At 44.8% G+C, this 17,992-nt stretch carries 15 protein-coding genes and 2 riboswitches; of the genes, 12 read left to right on the forward strand and 3 right to left on the reverse strand.

What is annotated here, in order from left to right; translation table 11 throughout:
• The first annotated feature begins 50 nt into the window (after nucleotides 1-50).
• From MFMK1_RS08485 to MFMK1_RS08505, 5 genes are all read left to right on the forward strand, one after another.
• Nucleotides 51-1,130 (forward strand): substrate-binding domain-containing protein, encoded by a 1,080-nt coding sequence (locus tag MFMK1_RS08485; protein WP_366924679.1) that lies wholly within the window; start codon nucleotides 51-53, stop codon nucleotides 1,128-1,130.
• 94 nt (nucleotides 1,131-1,224) lie between these two features.
• Nucleotides 1,225-1,362: riboswitch (molybdenum cofactor riboswitch) on the forward strand.
• Nucleotides 1,363-1,450: 88 nt separating this feature from the next.
• A complete protein-coding gene (locus tag MFMK1_RS08490; protein WP_366924680.1) occupies nucleotides 1,451-2,341 on the forward strand; it encodes an ABC transporter substrate-binding protein in 891 nt (296 codons plus the stop codon).
• An 87-nt stretch (nucleotides 2,342-2,428) separates the two neighbouring features.
• Nucleotides 2,429-3,124: an ABC transporter permease gene (locus MFMK1_RS08495; RefSeq protein WP_366924681.1), complete on the forward strand. Its 696-nt coding sequence runs from the start codon at nucleotides 2,429-2,431 to the stop codon at nucleotides 3,122-3,124.
• Nucleotides 3,125-3,126: 2 nt separating this feature from the next.
• Nucleotides 3,127-3,858, forward strand: coding sequence for an ABC transporter ATP-binding protein (locus MFMK1_RS08500; RefSeq protein ID WP_366924682.1), 732 nt, complete (start codon nucleotides 3,127-3,129; stop codon nucleotides 3,856-3,858).
• Nucleotides 3,859-3,909: 51 nt separating this feature from the next.
• Nucleotides 3,910-4,263, forward strand: a complete 354-nt coding sequence (locus MFMK1_RS08505) for a sulfite exporter TauE/SafE family protein (RefSeq protein ID WP_366924683.1) — start codon at nucleotides 3,910-3,912, stop codon at nucleotides 4,261-4,263.
• A 2-nt stretch (nucleotides 4,264-4,265) separates the two neighbouring features.
• Here the strand turns inward: MFMK1_RS08505 and MFMK1_RS08510 are convergent, their stop codons facing one another.
• Complete coding sequence (locus tag MFMK1_RS08510; RefSeq protein ID WP_366924684.1) at nucleotides 4,266-4,916, reverse strand: thiamine diphosphokinase; 651 nt, start codon at nucleotides 4,914-4,916, stop codon at nucleotides 4,266-4,268.
• Between the two features lie 53 nt (nucleotides 4,917-4,969).
• Nucleotides 4,970-5,557: an energy-coupled thiamine transporter ThiT gene (gene thiT / locus MFMK1_RS08515; RefSeq protein ID WP_366924685.1), complete on the reverse strand. Its 588-nt coding sequence runs from the start codon at nucleotides 5,555-5,557 to the stop codon at nucleotides 4,970-4,972.
• Nucleotides 5,553-5,655, reverse strand: a riboswitch (TPP riboswitch). It overlaps the preceding gene by 5 nt.
• 82 nt (nucleotides 5,656-5,737) lie before the next feature.
• On the opposite strand from thiT, the gene MFMK1_RS08520 reads away from it, so the two are divergent.
• The 4 genes from MFMK1_RS08520 (at nucleotide 5,738) to MFMK1_RS08535 (ending at nucleotide 8,125) form a co-directional block, all read left to right on the forward strand.
• The gene (locus MFMK1_RS08520) at nucleotides 5,738-6,265 is read left to right on the forward strand and encodes a Sir2 family NAD-dependent protein deacetylase (protein ID WP_366924686.1); all 528 of its coding nucleotides are present in this window, start codon (nucleotides 5,738-5,740) and stop codon (nucleotides 6,263-6,265) included.
• Between the two features lie 135 nt (nucleotides 6,266-6,400).
• The gene (gene rnhA / locus MFMK1_RS08525) at nucleotides 6,401-6,847 is read left to right on the forward strand and encodes a ribonuclease HI (RefSeq protein ID WP_366924909.1); all 447 of its coding nucleotides are present in this window, start codon (nucleotides 6,401-6,403) and stop codon (nucleotides 6,845-6,847) included.
• Between the two features lie 36 nt (nucleotides 6,848-6,883).
• Nucleotides 6,884-7,309 (forward strand): gamma-glutamylcyclotransferase family protein, encoded by a 426-nt coding sequence (locus MFMK1_RS08530; protein ID WP_366924687.1) that lies wholly within the window; start codon nucleotides 6,884-6,886, stop codon nucleotides 7,307-7,309.
• A gap of 195 nt (nucleotides 7,310-7,504) precedes the next feature.
• Nucleotides 7,505-8,125: a flavodoxin family protein gene (locus MFMK1_RS08535; protein ID WP_366924688.1), complete on the forward strand. Its 621-nt coding sequence runs from the start codon at nucleotides 7,505-7,507 to the stop codon at nucleotides 8,123-8,125.
• A 187-nt stretch (nucleotides 8,126-8,312) separates the two neighbouring features.
• Here MFMK1_RS08535 and MFMK1_RS08540 read toward each other — a convergent pair whose 3' ends face one another.
• Nucleotides 8,313-9,668 (reverse strand): glycosyl hydrolase family 18 protein, encoded by a 1,356-nt coding sequence (locus tag MFMK1_RS08540; RefSeq protein ID WP_366924689.1) that lies wholly within the window; start codon nucleotides 9,666-9,668, stop codon nucleotides 8,313-8,315.
• Between the two features lie 244 nt (nucleotides 9,669-9,912).
• On the opposite strand from MFMK1_RS08540, the gene MFMK1_RS08545 reads away from it, so the two are divergent.
• From MFMK1_RS08545 to addA, 3 genes are read left to right on the forward strand one after another with little or no spacing between them, the layout of a single operon-like run.
• Complete coding sequence (locus MFMK1_RS08545; RefSeq protein WP_366924690.1) at nucleotides 9,913-10,689, forward strand: carbon-nitrogen family hydrolase; 777 nt, start codon at nucleotides 9,913-9,915, stop codon at nucleotides 10,687-10,689.
• A 54-nt stretch (nucleotides 10,690-10,743) separates the two neighbouring features.
• A complete protein-coding gene (gene addB / locus MFMK1_RS08550; RefSeq protein WP_366924691.1) occupies nucleotides 10,744-14,220 on the forward strand; it encodes a helicase-exonuclease AddAB subunit AddB in 3,477 nt (1,158 codons plus the stop codon).
• Nucleotides 14,221-17,934, forward strand: coding sequence for a helicase-exonuclease AddAB subunit AddA (gene addA / locus MFMK1_RS08555; RefSeq protein WP_366924692.1), 3,714 nt, complete (start codon nucleotides 14,221-14,223; stop codon nucleotides 17,932-17,934).
• The last annotated feature ends 58 nt before the right edge of the window (nucleotides 17,935-17,992 follow it).

A 17,992-nucleotide genomic window follows, 5' to 3' on the forward strand; every position in this document is an offset into this window, starting at 1 on the left:
GTGATGTGTTACAATTTAGAAAGACCTAAATTTAAAGCAGGTGGTTAACATTGTCGAATGGGATATTCGAAATATCTGTTAATCTCCCTGGAGGGATCCCGGGAGAAATTTTCTTCGGCCTCTTAAAGGCAACCAAACGCTACGGCTCGTTGAGCAGGGCAGCGGAAGAAGTTGGTGTTTCTTATCGTTACGCTTGGGGTTTAATAAAAAAGGCAGAAAAACAGCTTTCTCTACAGCTTTTAATTACTAAAAGCGGCGGTAGTTCCGGCGGTGGAGCAGAGCTTACCGCTGATGCAGAGGAAATGATGGCAGATTTTCTAAATTTAACCGGTGAAATTGCTAATCATCAACAGATGGTCAAGGATAGCAATCATAAAGTAAGCGGTTATTTATTGTTGGCTACCACTCTTGAGCCGGTGGAGACGGGATTACTTGCGGTTCTGGCCGATGCGTTTCTGAAGGAGACGGGAATTAATCTAAGGCATATACCTGCAGGCAGCGGGCAGGCAATGGAAATGGCCAGTCAAGGACGGGTAGATCTGCTGCTAACTCATGCCCCGGTGTTAGAATTGGAATTTATTCAGGCGGGTTTGGGAGCAAAACGCCAAGAAATTATGTCTAATCCGTTTATCCTAATTGGACCGAATAATGACCCCGCGGGAATAAGGAATAAGGATATAATGTCTGCCATGTCCCAGGTGGCAGCTTTTGGGGCAGCGTTTATTTCTCGTAATGATAATTCCGGAACGCATTTAAAAGAAAAACAATGTTGGGAAAAATTAGGCATTAATCCGGTTAAACCTTGGTATCGTGCTTCTAGTCATGCTTTAATGGGGAATTTAGGTGTGCTCAAACAGGCAGCAATGTGCAGGGCCTATGCATTGGTGGACAGGGCTACATTTCTGATGTTTCAGAAGTCAGATAATAGCTTGAAGATAGCGGCTTGGGGAAATGAAGATTTTCAAAACCCATTTTCTCTGGTAACATTGAGCAAACAGCATTTTCCCTATTTAAATCATAATGAAACGGAAGCCTTTTTTCAATGGATTACTAACAGGAATGTTCTTAAATTAATAGCGGAATTTGGCAAACAAACTTTTGGGCAGACACTGTTTTATCCCAAAAAGTAGTTGAGACACAAAAAAATAACTTGAATTGAGGCAAGGTCCAGTTTATAATTACAGCAGAGGGCCTTATTTTTTAGTCCCGTTATGCACAAAATTACATAACGATGAACTCCGAGCCTCTGTACCTAAGGTTTAATGGTGCTATGGGATTGAGGCCGTGGGCGTTTGCCTGATGGTAAGACTGGAAACTGTTTTGCCACCCGTGTTTTTGGAAAGGAGGACTGGTAGATTGAAGTGGCGGGTCAGTTTTTCTTGGGCTCGTTTTTTGTTATTTAGACCTAGTTTAACGAACAAAAAACTCAAAATGTGAGGAGAGAGGAACTATGATAAATGGGAATCGTTTAGCATATATAGTTTTACTTATTATAGTTATGGGACTATTCGCAGTAGGATGCGGGCAGCAGACTGCACCGCCGGCGGATACGGGAAAACAGCAGGCGGCTGATGAAAATGCAGGGAAAACTGATGACCAGGTTCTAGATAAAGAACTGCTGCTGGCGACTACCACCAGTACCTATGATTCGGGATTATTGGATGTGCTTGAGCCGGATTTTGAAGAAAAAACCGGTTATGATTTGCAAATAATATCTAAGGGGACCGGGGCCTCATTGAAGCTAGGGCAAAATGGCGATGTAGACGTACTGTTGGTTCATGCCAAGGATAGAGAATTAGCACTGGTGGAAGAGGGATATTTCATTAATCGCCACGATGTGATGTATAACGATTTCATTATCCTCGGGCCGGAAGAGGACCCTGCCGGAGTAAAGGGAATGACTAATGCAGTTGAAGCTTTTAAGAAAATAGCTGATGCGCAGCTAGAATTTGCTTCCCGAGGTGATAACTCCGGTACCAACATGAAGGAATTGGCAATCTGGGAAAGTGCGGCTATTGAACCTACCGATGACTGGTACCTATCCTTAGGGCAAGGTATGGGAGATACACTGCGAGTAGCCAATGAAAAGCAGGCTTATACCTTGTCCGATCGCGGAACCTACATTGCAATGAAGGATAAATTAAACTTAAAAGCATTGGTGGAGGGCGATCAGATAATGTTTAACCAGTATGGCGTTATGGCCGTAAATCCGGAAAAACATAACGGTATTAACGCTGAGGGTGCTGATGCTTTTATCCAGTATATGCTTTCGCCGGAAACCCAAGTAAAAATAGGTGCATATAAGAAGTATGGCGAACAGCTATTTACTCCGAATGCCTAGCAGATAATGGACATCCCCGCCGGAACCTATGTTATACTTATCTAAAAAGGTGCAGGTGGGGTTTCTTTATTGAAGGAGGTTGATGGGGTGGCCGAAATTTGGGCCGGATTGGCACAGGCTTTAACGTTAATTATGACACTCAACAAGGAACTATTGGGAATAATATTTTTGTCACTTTATGTTTCCGGGGCTGCTGTGTTAATCGCGGCAGCATTAGGTATCTCCATAGGTGCATGGATCGGTATTCGTGATTCTAGGCGTCTGCGGTGGTTGGAAAAGACAATTTACACTTTAATGGGACTGCCGCCGGTGGTGGCAGGATTGTTGATATACTTGCTTCTTGCCAACCATGGTCCTTTGGGGCCTCTGGATTTGCTTTTTTCTCCGGCCGCTATGATTATAGCGCAGACGGTGCTGGCCGTACCTATAATCACAGGACTTACTATGGTAGCGGTGAGGGATAAAAATTCAGAAGTTAGGGAAACAGCCGTTACTTTGGGTGCTTCCGCCAAGATGGTGGCTTTTACCGTTATTAAGGAGGCTAAACGGCCCATAAGTGGTGCCGTAATAGCAGGTTTTGGCCGGGTTATTGCTGAAGTAGGTGCGGTGATGATGGTAGGCGGTAATATTCAGGGTCATACTCGCGTAATGACTACGGCAATTGTTTTAGAAACACGCAAAGGAAATTTTGAACTGGCTATTGGTCTGGGTATTGTTCTTCTAGCATTAGCATTTATAATCAATTCCCTATTGTATACGGTTCAACGAGAGGGAGGAAATTAAACTTGCCTGCTTTTCAACTTGAAGGTGTTACTAAAGAGTTTAAGGGTAAATTGGTGTTGGATATCCCGGAGTTAGTGATTGAGCATGGCTGTATTTATGGCATTGTGGGGCCTAGCGGCGCTGGAAAGAGTACACTGCTGCGACTGCTGAATCTACTGGAAATACCGAGCACAGGTCGGATATTTTTTAATGGTATTTCCACTGACACAAATACAAAGTCTCGGCTTAACTTAAGGCGAAGCATGACCATGGTTTTTCAAAAACCAGTGTTGTTTGCCACATCAGTACTTGATAACGTAACATACGGCTTGACAGCACGAGGCATATCTAAAAGCACGGCCCGTCGGGAAGCATTTTATGCACTGGAAAAGGTGGGTTTGAAAGAATTTACCCAGCGTAACGCCCGTTCATTATCTGGTGGTGAAGCCCAGCGGGTTGCCCTCGCTAGAGCTGTAGTGCTTAAGCCTAAAGTGCTGCTCTTGGATGAACCTACATCCAACTTGGATCCTGCGAACGTAGCAATAATAGAAAAGATCGCCCGAGATTTAAACCGGGAACGGGGTACCACGGTGATGATGGTAACTCATAATATTTTTCAAGCTAAAAGATTAGCGGGAGAAATAATATTTATGTATCAGGGTCGGGCGGCGGAGAGTGGCCCAGTTGAAAAAATATTTCAAAACCCCGATGATAATCGCACTAGGGCCTTTCTTAATGGCGAGATGATTTTTTGAAAGCTTTTCACATTTGGTTGATGTGGTATTAGAATATTGCGGGGTGAGAAAATGCACTTTACGGCAATAATTTTGCTTGGATTGTTGGCAGGGGTACTCAGCTCGCTGCTGGGTATTGGCGGTGGGATAGTCTTGGTCCCCGGCATGATTTATCTATTGGGTTTGCCGGTGGATAAAGCAGTAGGAACATCCCTGGCCATTATTCTTCCCACTGCGCTGGTTGGTGTATACCGGCACACTACCTATGGCAACGTAGACTGGAAGGCGGGTTTGCTAATAATTGTCGGTTCAGTAACCGGGGCTTGGCTGGGGGCTTGGTTAAGCAGATTAATACCGGCGGAAATATTGAAGAAATTGTTTGCCGGGCTTATCGTTCTGGTGGCAATTAAAATGTGGCGTGGCTAGTTTTATGCGTGTGCTTGGCGTGTAAATATGGCCAGCAAGTCACCTGATGTAACTGATACTGAGGCGCAATTACCGCTAAGCTCATTACTGATACCTCGTGTTGTGCCCAGATGGATTGAAGCGTTATCCAGGGGATACTTCATTCCATCCAGGGTGACGCCGCTGACACATTCTGACAGGGGGAGGAGCGAAAGCAAATCGCCGGGTTCTCCCTGGATAGATAGATGTGTCCCCACTAAGCGAGCCCAGCCTGTGTCAGTAAAAATAGTTAACTGCAGACCTAATTTTTGGGCGGCGAGACACAAAAGAACGTTGGCAAGGGAATGATCTAAGCGGCTCCCTAAAGCGCCAAACAACAGAACTTTACTAAAACCTTTTTTTGTGCAGTAATGCAATGCCAATTCTGTATCTGTTTGATCCTTTTCCACGGGATGTTGTTGGATAGGCACACCCATTTGTTCCATGGAACGGCGGGCAGCTAAATTAATAGAATCCAAATCGCCCAGCAGCACGTGGGGTTGGATGTTCCAGCGGGTTAAAATACTTGCCGCACCGTCCACACAAACGATAAAGTCCGTCTCCATTATTTGTTTTTTATTTTGTTCCAGTAAGTCCAGATTGCCGTTGGTGATAATGGCTGCTATTTTATTCATGTTATCCCCTCGGGTACTAGTATAGTCCAATGTTTGATATTATAAAAGTAACTTCACTGAGACATAGGTTGCATTTCTTGCATAAAACCTTTTTGTTTGGTTAGGATGGCCATGACCGATACCGAAAGAACTAATTCAGGCAGCAAATATGAGCCGTTATAAATCAAGGAGTAAATCCAGACGTTCTGACCTACGGGTGTATATTCGGCAAAGAAAATTACGCCTGACAGTACATGTGCAAAACCTCTGGCTAGGGTGGCAGCGGTAATACCAAAGTAGAAATGCTTTCGCCAAAGGCCTGTCAGTCCCAACAAAGTAAACGCTATCGGATAATCTAATAGGGCTTGCATCGGGTAATAAATTTTAGCACCCAACAAGAGTTGGCCTACTCCGAATAACAGTCCGCCGATTAGACCGGTACCCGTCCCCCAACGAATTGCCAAAATAAATATCGGTATCATTTCCAAAGATACCGAGCCGCCCTGGGGCATTTCAAAGAGCTTCAGCATATTCAGTGCCATAGCCAAGCCAACCAACATTCCTGTTTCAACCATCATGCGTATGTTTTTCAAGGTTACTCCCCCTCGTATTTGCCCGCCAAAGTAAAACCACAGACCAACCAAGGCCTGCGGTATAACCATCTAAGGTCCGCTTCCCTCCGCTGGTATTATCCAGTTCAGGTACAAAGGGTCGGTGGCAGTAACCACTCTCTCAGCCAAAGGCTCCCCCAGCGAGCATAATGTAATTTTGTTTCTATCATAATACTATGGAGACGTTAATGCAACTATTACATCTTTCTTATTCTGTGATTTACTTGGGAGGTGTTTATCTTTAAAACTGTGGTTCTCACTGGAGCGGGGATTTCCCTTAGTGCAGGAATTCCCGGGTATGATATGCATTGGCGGGGCGTGCCATTAAGGGTCATGCTTACCCGGCAGTGGGCTAATGCACATCCAAGACTATATCGGGAGCTCTATCAAGAGATGCTTACCTGGATGGATAAAGAACCGACCAAGGCGCATTATGCTATAGCTAAAGCAGGGATTCCCGTGGTAACGGAAAATATAGATAGGCTTCATCAGAAGGCCGGGTCAGAGACGGTAATAGAACTGCATGGCAACCTAAAACAAGGAATAGCTTTACTGGGCGACCCAATTAGGAATTGGGAAAAGGCCAAAGACACTGTTGCCGCTGCAGATCATCTCCTGGTAATAGGTTGTAGTCTTGATGTTAAACCTGCCGGAGATTTGCCTAGTGCAGCTAGGGAGCAGGGTACTCAAGTTTCTATTATTAATGAGGACGCTGACCAGGCTGTTCCCGCTTGGTTGAAGAGGCTTAAGCTGACCTGAGTATCTTTCCAAAAAATGGTATGAAAAGCAGGACTTTTTATTTTTATTAGGGAATTATTAATATACGACCAATACACCAGGGTTTGAAATTGATAACAGGAGGAAAAGCCATTGACGGAGCAGAAAAAAATAATTATGTACACAGACGGCGCTTGTTCGGGGAATCCCGGACCCGGCGGATATGGAGTAGTGTTATTATATAAAGGCCACCGAAAAGAACTTTCCCAAGGATATAAGAATACTACAAATAACCGAATGGAAATGATGGCGGTCATTAAAGGGTTGGAGGCAGTAAAAGAGCCCTGTGCTGTAGATGTTTACAGTGATTCAAAATACTTGGTGGATAGTATTAATAAGGGTTGGGCTGCCCGTTGGCGGGATAATAATTGGATGCGTAATAAAAAGGAAAAGGCTTTAAATGTAGACCTATGGGGGAAATTGCTATCGCTTTTAGATAAGTACCAAGTAAGCTTTTACTGGGTTAAAGGGCATGCCGAAATTGAGGAAAACGAACGCTGCGATTTTCTAGCTACAGAGGCCTTAAAAAACTCTGATTTGTTGGAAGATACTCAGCCGACTTAAAGTTTTTTTCGTTGAGGGCTGCAGGGGGTGAACTGCATGAAGAAAGGGTATGTATTCGTTTATGGTACTTTGATGGACGGTTTCTGGAATTATGAAAAACATCTTAAGCCTCATGTAATTGGCAAATGGGAGGCATGGGTGTCGGGCACGCTCTATCATCTTCGAGAAGGATACCCTGCCCTATTGGAGGGTGACAATCCGGTTTATGGTAACTTAGTGCAGTGTCGACAGTTTGACAAAGCTATTGCCATCTTGGACCGGCTTGAAGGGTATCATGGACCCGGACATACCAATCTTTACGAACGAATCACCAAGGCAGTATTTCTTCACGACGGTGAGGTTTTTGAGGCATTTACCTACGTGTATAGTCCTGCCCGCCTTCATGAGGTAGAAAAATTTGGGATTTTAATCCCCAGTGGCAGCTGGCGTGAATACATAGAAGAGAGAAAGGCCGTAAAGTAATAAAGATTTCCCTGGCCCCGTTTAATACGGGCCAAATTTATTTAGATGACTTTATTTTAATGGAATGATGCAGGAAGAAAGATTCTTTTCAAGAAAATATAGTTTATACATTAGTGGTTATGAAATTAATTGTAGCATTTATGGACCAGTCATTATAATGATTAAAGCAGACAAATTTCGGAGGGAGGAATTCAAATGAAAATCGTTGCTATTAACGGCAGCCACCGTAAAGGTAAAAATACGGCAAAAATGTTGGAAACGGTGCTAGAAGAAGCGTCATCACTGGGGGCTGAAGTAGAGTTAATGGAGCTTTGCGATTATGACATTAAGCATTGCTTATCTTGTAATAAATGTCTTCGCCGACCTGAATGCTCAATTAAGGATGACGATATGGCTCCGTTGGGGGAAAAGCTTTTGGCTGCAGACGGGATTATTCTGGGGTCGCCTGTATACTGGCATAATGTCACTACCTTGATGAAAAACTTTATGGACCGGACACGTTATATGCATATGACAGCTAACCTGTTAGGAGGAAAGGCAGGTGCTGCAGTAACCCATGCAGGGCTGCGTAACGGTGGTCAGGAAGCATGCCTGGCAATAATGGAGAATTTCATGAAATCCCAGGGATTGTTGGTGGTTGATGACCGCAACGCCGATGGCGGCATACTCAGCGCCGGCGCTACAGGAACCATGCTTGCCGATTATCAGGACGGGAAAGTAAGTTTTCGTAAAAGTGTAGAAGAGGATGAAATAGCCATATCCGCTTGCAGGCAGATAGGACGCAATATGGTTCATTTATTAAAAAGATTAGACTGATAAATCAAGCGCCCCTCATAAAGAGGGGTGCTTTTGCCAATAAGTGACAAGTAGTGACAGGTGGTGCCTGACACCCAATAAGTGACCCAATAAGTGACACCTCAGACAGGTGGTGCCTGACACCAATAAGTGACAAATAAGTGACACCTGTAGTTTCTGACATCGGAAGCGTTGTCTTTCTGTTGTATCATTGTTTTTGGAAGTATTGATCAATTACGGGCCAGTATTTAGGATCTTCCATACCAATCCGCCAGATACCGATACCTTTAATATTATATTTTTTGACCAACTCTAATTTGTGTGACAAGCTGGAGGCATTTTCAAACCAGACCTGATGTTTTTTGCCATCTTTGTCCCAATAAATATAGTAAGGTGCCTTAGCTTCATTATCCCAACGAATTTTTTGTTGTGACGTTGCTAAAGTTTGCTGGGCAAGGGCGTAGGAAATATACTTTGGTGACTTGGAGCCTTGGGTCCAGTCAAAGCCGTAAGCAGGTATCCCCATAAAAATCTTGCCTGCTGGTATTTGAGTGAGAGCATAATTGATTACTTTTTCTACCCAGCCAACCGACGCAATAGGTCCGGGGTCGCTGGCATAACCATGTTCGTCGTAGGTCATCAGCACCACGGTATCTGCGTACTTTCCGATGGCCGCATAATCAAACGGACCTGACCAGGAGTTGGACCGGTCATCCCGGGTTTTGGCAGGCACCGAAATCGTAATTGTATATCCCAATGGTTTTAAGGTCTGATACATCTCCTGCATCAACTTGGAAAAGTTGTCTCGGTCATCCATACGAAAGTATTCCATATCCATGTTAATACCGTCAAAATGGTATTTTTCTAGAATATTTTCTAAATCATTAATGAAGTGAGCACGGCCTTTTTCTGTGGATACCATTTCATGGGCTAAATTTCGGCTGGTGGCGGAACTGCCATATAGCAGATTGTGTACCACTGCCAGCACCTTAATTCCTTTATCATGGGCTGTATCAACTATCTCTTTAGCCTTCATGGGCTTAAAGGCGGAAGTCCCGGACTTAAATAATTCGACATGTCCGGAGCCTTTTGCTGCATCTAAGCGGAACCAAAAGGGAGCAACCCAGTCAATGCTATCAGCTTGCTTGACCAGAGTATGGTAAGAGCTGGGCAGGTATCCTTCATCATTAGTATAAAAGGATAAAACTTCTTTGGACTTGTCTGTTGTTTTGTTAGCGAAATTATTTTTCTTACTTATAACTTGACTATTTCCCATGGTGTTGGCTGCCTCATTTAAGGCATTATTTTGGTGCTTGTCCGCTTTGCCATTAGGAACTGCTTCTTCAGGCGAACTCTCCTTGGGTGGGCTGTCCAGGTCTTTAGTATCCTTGGATGCGCTGTCTGTGTCTTTAACACGTATGTCAAGCGAATGATCAATTTTTATAGGATCTGTCGTCTGGCTGGCCTTTGGGCTTGGTGTATTAACTACCCCGATAAGTGCCGTTGTGCATCCGGTAATTAACAGTAATACTATCAACAACAGTAACCAACTTAGTCTATTCAAATTATCTCCCCCTCCCCAACTTTGAGATTAAATCGCATACTATCCATTTTAACTAACAACAACCCATATTTCATGACCAAAATAATGACAGAAGCAGATGATGTTGACTCTTCACCCATATGTTGGCAAGCTTACTGTTGATGGTACGTTACTTCTTTGCAAAAATAGCTATAATTGGTTAACATTGAGATTAAAGCAAGCAGAATTCAGCATAAGAAATTAGAAACATCGGAGGTGATACCTGATGAAGGTGACAGTAATTCAGATGGATGTGGCGTTGGGGAACCCGGAAATTAATCGTAAAAGGGTATCAGAATTGATTGGCAGTGCCGTTTCCGGTAGGGGACAGGTAGTGGTGCTGCCGGAAATGTGGAATACCGGTTATGCGTTGGATAAATTAGATGTTATTGCTGACAGAAGTGGTGAACCGAGCACCGGTTTGCTGCAAAGTTTGGCTAGGGAGCATAAGGTTGACATAATTGGTGGGTCCGTATCGAGTAATGAAAATAGCAAGTTTTTCAATAGAGCATTGGTGGTGAACAGTCAAGGGGAATTAGTGCACACCTACAATAAAATTCATTTATTTAGGTTAATGAAGGAGGAGCAGTACCTGCACCCGGGCAACAGAAATAAACCATTTGACTTGGCAGGGGTGAAGTGGGGGCTTATTATTTGCTATGATTTGCGTTTCCCGGAATTAACTAGAAAGCTAGCTGTAGACGGGGCGGAAATCCTGGCAGTACCAGCTGAGTGGCCAAAGGTGAGATTGCATCATTGGCGCAGTTTGTTGATAGCTCGTGCCATAGAAAACCAACAGTATGTGGTGGCAGTCAATCGAGTGGGTTCTGATGGAAAGAATGTTTTTGGTGGTCACTCCATGGTAGTGGATCCTTTGGGTGAGGTGCTTTATGAGGCTGGTGAGCAGGAAGAGGTCTTTACGGTAGATATTGACATTGGTAAAGTAGCCGAGGTAAGACAGGCAATTCCAGTTTTTTCTGACCGCTGCCCAGACTGCTACTAAAGCGGGGTTGGCGAAGGAACGAAAGAGTAAGTGTGAAATGGGGGCGGTAGAGATATGTCTGTGACATTCATTCTTGGACGAGCTGGAAGCGGCAAGACGCATTTTTGCTTGGAGGAAATCAAAGAAGAACTTTTACAAAATCCTGAAGGACCGCCACTGATTTTTTTGGTACCGGAACAGGCAACCTTTCAGCTGGAACGGGAATTGATTAATACGCCCGGATTAGATTGTTTCGCCAGAGTACAAGTATTGAGCTTTCGTAGACTGGCTTTTCGAATTTTTCAACAGACCGGCGGTATGGTTCGCCCGCATATATCGGAAATGGGTAAGCGAATGCTGATTCGGTCGGTCTTGGCAAAGGAAGCAAAAAACCTAAAGTTATTTTCCCACTTGAGCGGAGACTTTGGTTTTTGTGATACGGTGGCCAGTTCCATCAGCGAATTTAAAATGTATGGGTTGGCAGCAGAAGAGCTGGAATGTGAGGCTGCTGCACTAGTAGATAATGTTGCCAAGAAATTATTAGCCGATAAACTGCATGATATGGCCATTGCCTATCAAGGTCTAGAAACAGCGCTGGATGGCCGCTATACTGACCCCGACGATTACATGCGTTGGGTGGCTGAAAAAATGCCTGAGTCGGATTTGATTCAGGGAGCGAAGGTATGGGTAGATGGTTTTTCCGGGTTTACGGTTCATGAATATGCTGTATTGGCTCAGTTGTTTTCCTCAGCAGCAGTAGTAAAAATGGCTCTTTGTTTACCCCATTGGGCCGCAGCTGATAAGTTAAGTGAACATGATATATTCTACCCTACATGGAGAACTTACCAGCAGTTATTAGCTTTATCTGCAGAGACTGGTGCTGCTGTAGAAAAAACGGTAAAACTGGAGGGTAAACCGCCTCGTTTTAACAACCCTTGGCTCCAACACCTCGAAGCGCAGCTTAGTTGTTGGCCGGGAGAGCAGAAAGAGGGGCAGCCTCAGGGAATTCGGGTGACCGGGGCAGCAAATCGGCGAACAGAGATTGAAACCGCCGCGCGGCAGATGATTGCTCTTGCCAGGGATAGGGACTGGCGCTGGCGGGAAATGTCAGTCATGTGCCGTGGCCTGGAACCTTATGCAGATCTGGTAAGAACAATCTTTAAGGATTATGGAATTCCTTTCTTTATTGATAAGAGCCAAGGGGTGGCTCATCACCCCTTGGTTGAATTGCTGCGCTCATCCATGGAAACGGTGGCTTCCAATTGGCGTCACGAGGTAGTTTTTCGCTGCTTAAAAACCGATTTGCTGCCTTTGGATAGAGAAGAGGTTGATAGATTAGAAAATTATTGCCTGGCCTGTGGAATTGAGGGCAGCCTGTGGACCATGGAGCATCGTTGGCAGTATATTGCTGAGCTTGACTTAGAGAATAATGTTGCAGCAGTTAAGTCCCAGGAGGATTATCTGGCAGACATCAATGAATTGCGTGATAAAGTTAGGGCTTGTTTTCAACCATTGGCTCAGTTTAGCAGCGGCAGGCATAAGGTTAGGGAAATAAGCCGGGCCTGCTGGCAGTACCTTGACCTGCTTGCGGTGGCAGAAAATATGGCGGTTTGGCGCGATGAAGACGAGAGACAGGGTGATTTGACCAGAGCTCAGGAACATGTACAGGTGTGGGACCAGGTAATTGAATTACTGGACCAGATGGTAGAGTGTCTGGGGGAGGAAGAATTGACCCTCAGGGAATATCTGACTATTTTGGAGGCTGGTTTGGAGCAGCTTAAGGTTGGTTTAATTCCGCCGGGGTTGGATCAGGTATTGGTGGGAAGTATAGATCGTTCTCGTAATCCTAATGTAAAAGCTTTATTTTTCTTAGGCGCTAATGATGGTATTTTCCCGCGGCAATTTAGTGAGGAGCAAATTTTTGGTGATGAGGAAAGGGAATACCTGCAGGCTGAAGGATTGGAAATTGCCCTTTCCAGCAGAATGAAATTACTGGAGGAGCAGTACTTTATCTACATTGGCATGACCCGAGCCAGCCAATACTTATCAATTAGTTATGCTTTGGCGGACGAGGAAGGCAAGGAAATGAGACCGTCGGCAATATTACATACCATTAAGAATATATTTCCGCAGCTGGAAATCGACTATTGTGGAATGGAACCTGAGGGTGAGTGTCAGACCCGGGAATACCTGGTGCCTGGACCGGGTAGCATTATCCTGTTAATAAATAAACTGCGACAGGTTAAAGAAGGAGCGGAGTTCCCTCTGGTATGGCAAAACCTGTTTAACTTTTATCTCAACAGGAATTCTACACGGGATCTGCTGCTTAGCTTGTTGGGGTCACTGAGTTTCTCACCCAGTCAGAAGAATTTATCTGATGATAGTATAAATCAGCTTTACTCCAACCCGATCAAGGTTAGTGTATCTCGTTTGGAGCAGTATGCGCGTTGCCCCTTCAGTTATTTTGCTGAGCATGTGTTGAAGCTTAGGGAAAGGCGTCAATTAACTTTAGATGCTTTAAATCTTGGCAAGATCTATCACCAAATTTTATCGGAGTTTGTCCTCAATTTAGAACAGGAACAACTGCTGTGGAAAACACTTGACGCTGTGAAGAAAAAAGAATTGGCAGATAGAGTACTGGCCCAAATTCATCGTAATCTTGAAAGAACAGGTTTGCTAAAAGATGCGAAAAATCGTTACCTTCTTAAGCAGGTAAGGGAGAACATTTACTACGCTTTGGACATCTTGACGGAACACGCCCAACGAGGTGAGTTTGTTACGCGCTGGGTGGAGACATCCTTTGACCGAGGTGGTCAACTTCAGCCGTTGGAGGTACAGGTAAACGAAAAATGGTCACTGATGTTACGAGGCAGAGTAGATAGAATTGATTTAACAGACGGCGGAGGCAAGAAATATTTGAGGATAGTTGATTATAAGACTAATGACACCAGATTCCATTGGTGGCAGTTTTATTACGGACTACAGCTGCAGTTATTAACTTATTTATGGGCAGCAGTGGATTCAATACCAGCTTTGGTAGCTGAAGAAGTAGCTGCTGCAGGAGCGTTCTACTTTCCGGTGAGTCGTCCGCTGGTAGCTTCCAATGGGCCGCTGACCGAGGAAGCAGCTCATCGACAAGTAAAGCTTAAGAGTAAAATGCAGGGGGTATTGCTCAGGGACCATGAAGCTGTCAGCCGTATGGGGGTAGATGGGGTTGGCTACTCAGATTTATTGCCGGTGCAAATAAAAAAAGATGGGGACTTTGGCGGAGGCAGAAATAGTAGTAATTTACTTACCAACGAGCAGTTGTCCCAGGTACTTAAATTTACGGAGAGTAAAATAAGACAGCTGGGCAAAAAAATAGCAGCCGGTGAAATTCGTGCCTATCCATACTGGCATAAAAAAGATACACCGTGCGGCAGATGTGGATACAAGCCGATATGCTGGTTTGACAGTAGTTTCTCAGGATGCGGCTATAACTTTTTGCGGCCGATGAATGACCAGCAGCTGCTAGAGAATATCTGCCAATACGGCGAAGGGGGTGAGGAATAGATGCAGTGGAACACCAGTCAAAAATCAGCCATCGAAAGTAAGAACCAAAATATTTTAGTATCTGCAGGTGCCGGGTCGGGAAAAACGGCGGTGCTAGTGGAGCGAATTTTGCGCCGAGTTTTAGACCCTGCTGATGCGATGGAACTGGATAAAATCCTGGTTGTTACCTTTACGGAAGCAGCTGCAGCGGAAATGCGTCAAAGGATTGGCAGGGAAATTCAGAAGAAATTGGTGGCAGAACCGGAAAATACCTATTATCGACAACAATTTAATCTATTGGGCAAGGCATCTATTTCAACTATTCATTCCTTCTGCTTGGATTCGGTGCGAAAATATTTTTACCGGCTTAATTTGGAGCCGAACTTTCGCATCGCTGATAATAGCGAAATAGCTCTATTGCGCCAGGAAGTTATTGACAAATTGTTTCAGGGCGCCTATATGAATGAAGATACTGAATTTCTGATGTTGGTTGAAGCCTATGGTGAGACAAAGGACAGCAAATTAAAAGATACTGTTTTTTCTTTGTTTGACTATGCCCGAAGTCAACCGTATCACCACCGATGGCTGCAGCAGTTGATGAATCAATTCCCTCACGACCTGGCCGAATTAGATAAGGGTCGATGGGTAAATGAGCTGAAGGAAGAAATCGCTGTCAAATTAGAAGAAGCCAAATGGTACTATGAACGGGCCCAGGCGCTGACCGAACAACCGGGGGGGCCTTATCAATACGCTGACACTTTTAATTACGAACGGGTAACGGTGGAGGAAATTATATCATCATTGGCTGCTTCTAGCTGGCAGCAGCTTTGGTCGCGCTTTCAGGCTTTTGATTTCGCTCGGTTAAAGGCGGCTAAAGATGTGGATGAGGATTTAAAAGAGTTCGCTAAAGAGTGGCGCACCCAAGCAAAGGGTATTATCATAAAGCTAAAGGAGAAATTTTTTGCCAGGATGCCTGAAGAGCACCTTGAAGACCTTGGCATAATTTATCCTTTAGTAAAACGGTTGATAGAGTTAACTACGGAGTTTGATACCAGCTTTTCTGCTGTTAAGCGGGAGAAAGGTGTATTGGACTTTGCCGACTTGGAACAATTTTGTTTTTCCTTACTGGTGGATGAGGAAGGGCAGCCTACTGATATAGCTGTTGAAATGCAATCACGTTTTGAAGAAGTATTGGTAGATGAATATCAGGATGTCAATGTAATTCAGAACGCCATTTTAGAGTCGGCAGCCCGTCAGTGTGAGGGTGGTTATATGTTTATGGTGGGGGATGTTAAACAAAGTATCTATCGTTTTCGCTTGGCAGAACCAACGTTGTTTATGAATAAGGAAGCCCGCTATGTTTCCGGTTTCCACCAGGAAGGACGCTTAATATCCCTAAATACTAATTACCGCAGCCGGCAGCAGGTAATTAACGGGGTTAATTACCTTTTTCAGCAGTTGATGGATGCCCGTGTAGGCGACATCGATTATGACAAGGGGACTAGTGTCGATCACTTTCTCCAATACGGTGAACTATATCCTGACATAGCCGCTGAAGATAATTTGCCACACGCGACGCTGGGCCGCGATATCGAACTTCATGTACTGCAGCGGGAGGTGGACTTCGACGCTGAAGAGGTTGATGATGATTTTGCCTCCTTGGCTGCATTAGAAAAAGAAGCATTGGTAATGGCTCAGAGAATTAAACAACTGGTGGAGGGGGATGAGAAGAACGGGGCTGCAAAGGTTTGGGAGAGAGGTACCCAGGCATACCGCAATATCACCTATAGAGATGTTGTTATTTTACTCCGTTCGCCGCGAAGCAGTGCCAATGTTATCAGTCAAGTGTTTCAACAATTTAATATTCCGGTTTACGCGGATGTAACACAAGGATATTTTTCTGCTCAGGAAGTGGAGACCATGCTGGCGTTATTGCGGATAATCGATAATCCTCAGCAGGATATTCCCCTCGCTGCCGTTTTGAATTCACCAATAGGAGGGTTTTCAGCTGAGGAAATGGCGGCAGTTCGTTGTCTGGATAAAGATGGTGCATTTTATTCAGCAGTAGCTGCCGCTTCCAAAGAGAAAAATCTGGGTGAGCTAGGGGAGAAGGCAGCACAGTTTTTAAAGACATTAAGCCGATGGCGTACTTTATCCCGGCGGGAACCCTTAAGCAGCCTAATCTGGACAATTTATCGGGAAACGGGTTTTTTAGAATACTGTGCCGGCCTGCCCCGGGGTGAACAGCGCCAAGCCAATCTCCGGGCTCTATATGACCGGGCAAGGCAGTTTGACCGCTTTGTATTCCAGGGTTTGTATCGCTTTTTACACTATGTTCAACGCCTGCAGGATACTTCAAATGACTTAGCCCCGGCCCGAGCACTGGGCGAAAATGAGAATGTAGTACGCATTATGAGTATTCATAAAAGTAAGGGTTTGGAATTCCCGGTGGTTTTCCTTGGCGATCTGGGTAAAAAGTTCAACCGTAAGGGCTTTACCGGTGATATGCTCTTTCACCAAGAAATGGGTATCGGTCTTAACGTAGTTGACAGTACCTTGAGACATCGTTACCCCACACTGGCGCAAATGGCGGTTAAAGCTCGCTTAGAACGAGAAAACTTAGCGGAAGAGATGCGGGTTTTATATGTGGCTTTAACCCGGGCGAAAGAGCAGTTGATTCTGGTGGGCTCAGTCAACGGTCTAGAAAAATGGCAGGATAAGTTGTCTGCTTTGGCCCAGCATAGAACAAAGCGGCTGCCAACTTTTTTTCGAGTGGGAGCTGAAACATGTCTTGATTGGTTATGCGGCGGCATCATCCGGCACCGGCATGGTAAAGTAATCCAATCTGCAGGTGATGGGGCAGTTAGTGAAGGTGCTTTGGATGGACATCCGTCCAGCTGGAAAGTGAGGGTTTGGTGCACGGATGATCTGGTTGAACTGGAAAAGCCCGGGCGGCCTGCTGTAGAAACTGAAATTTGGCATAAAATAATCAGCGGGCAGCCTCTGGAGCTTGAAGCGGAAGATGAGGAATTAGCAGCAGCGATTAATTGGTATTATCCTGCAGCCGGTTTGGTAAATAAAGCGGCAAAATTGTCTGTCAGCGAATTAAAACGAAGAGAGATGTTTCAGGATGACCAGGACCAACCTGGGACACTTATGTCCAGACAGTTGAGAAAAAAACCTCGTTTTGAAGCGGAACAACTGCTCGGTGCCGCCGAAAAAGGGACTGCACTTCATTTGGTAATGCAGCATGTGGATTTATATCAACCGGTAAATGACCAGTCCTTGAAAGAACAGATAAACCGAATGATTTCAAAGGAATTACTGACGCCGGAGCTGGCGAAAACAATACCGGTGAAAAAAATCGTGGGCTTTTTCCGCAATGCAATAGGCAATAAAATATTGGCAAATCCATCCCGAGTGTTCCGGGAGCAGCAATTCAGTCTGGGGATTCCTGCCCCCGAGGTTTACCCGGATTTGGCTGACGCAGGGGTGGCGGAAAAGGTTCTGGTGCAGGGCGTGATTGATTGTTTTATTAAAACCGGTTCCGGTATTATCTTGATAGATTTTAAAACGGATAAGGTGACGACATCGATGGAGCGCCTAAAGGAGAAATACCGCGTGCAGTTGAAACTTTATGCCCGGGCTTTAACAGCAATGTACAATTTGCCGGTGGTCGGATGCTATTTATTTTTCTTTGACACCGAGGAATTGCTGGAAGTTCAGTTGATTTAGTCCAAAATCTTTCATAATCAAAACGGTCTTTGACATAATAGTTAGAGGACAGTAATGA

Origin of the sequence: Metallumcola ferriviriculae (genome assembly GCF_035573695.1) — a bacterium.
GTDB classification, from domain to species: Bacteria; Bacillota; JADQBR01; order JADQBR01; family JADQBR01; genus Metallumcola; species Metallumcola ferriviriculae.

Coding starts and splice junctions, on each gene's coding strand:
- MFMK1_RS08490 (WP_366924680.1), top strand. CDS start 1,451: ATGATAAATGGGAATCGTTTAGCATATATAGTTTTACTTATTATAGTT.
- MFMK1_RS08505 (WP_366924683.1), top strand. CDS start 3,910: ATGCACTTTACGGCAATAATTTTGCTTGGATTGTTGGCAGGGGTACTC.
- MFMK1_RS08510 (WP_366924684.1), bottom strand. CDS start 4,916: ATGAATAAAATAGCAGCCATTATCACCAACGGCAATCTGGACTTACTG.
- thiT (WP_366924685.1), bottom strand. CDS start 5,557: ATGGTTATACCGCAGGCCTTGGTTGGTCTGTGGTTTTACTTTGGCGGG.
- rnhA (WP_366924909.1), top strand. CDS start 6,401: ATGTACACAGACGGCGCTTGTTCGGGGAATCCCGGACCCGGCGGATAT.
- MFMK1_RS08530 (WP_366924687.1), top strand. CDS start 6,884: ATGAAGAAAGGGTATGTATTCGTTTATGGTACTTTGATGGACGGTTTC.
- MFMK1_RS08535 (WP_366924688.1), top strand. CDS start 7,505: ATGAAAATCGTTGCTATTAACGGCAGCCACCGTAAAGGTAAAAATACG.
- MFMK1_RS08545 (WP_366924690.1), top strand. CDS start 9,913: ATGAAGGTGACAGTAATTCAGATGGATGTGGCGTTGGGGAACCCGGAA.
- addB (WP_366924691.1), top strand. CDS start 10,744: ATGTCTGTGACATTCATTCTTGGACGAGCTGGAAGCGGCAAGACGCAT.
- addA (WP_366924692.1), top strand. CDS start 14,221: ATGCAGTGGAACACCAGTCAAAAATCAGCCATCGAAAGTAAGAACCAA.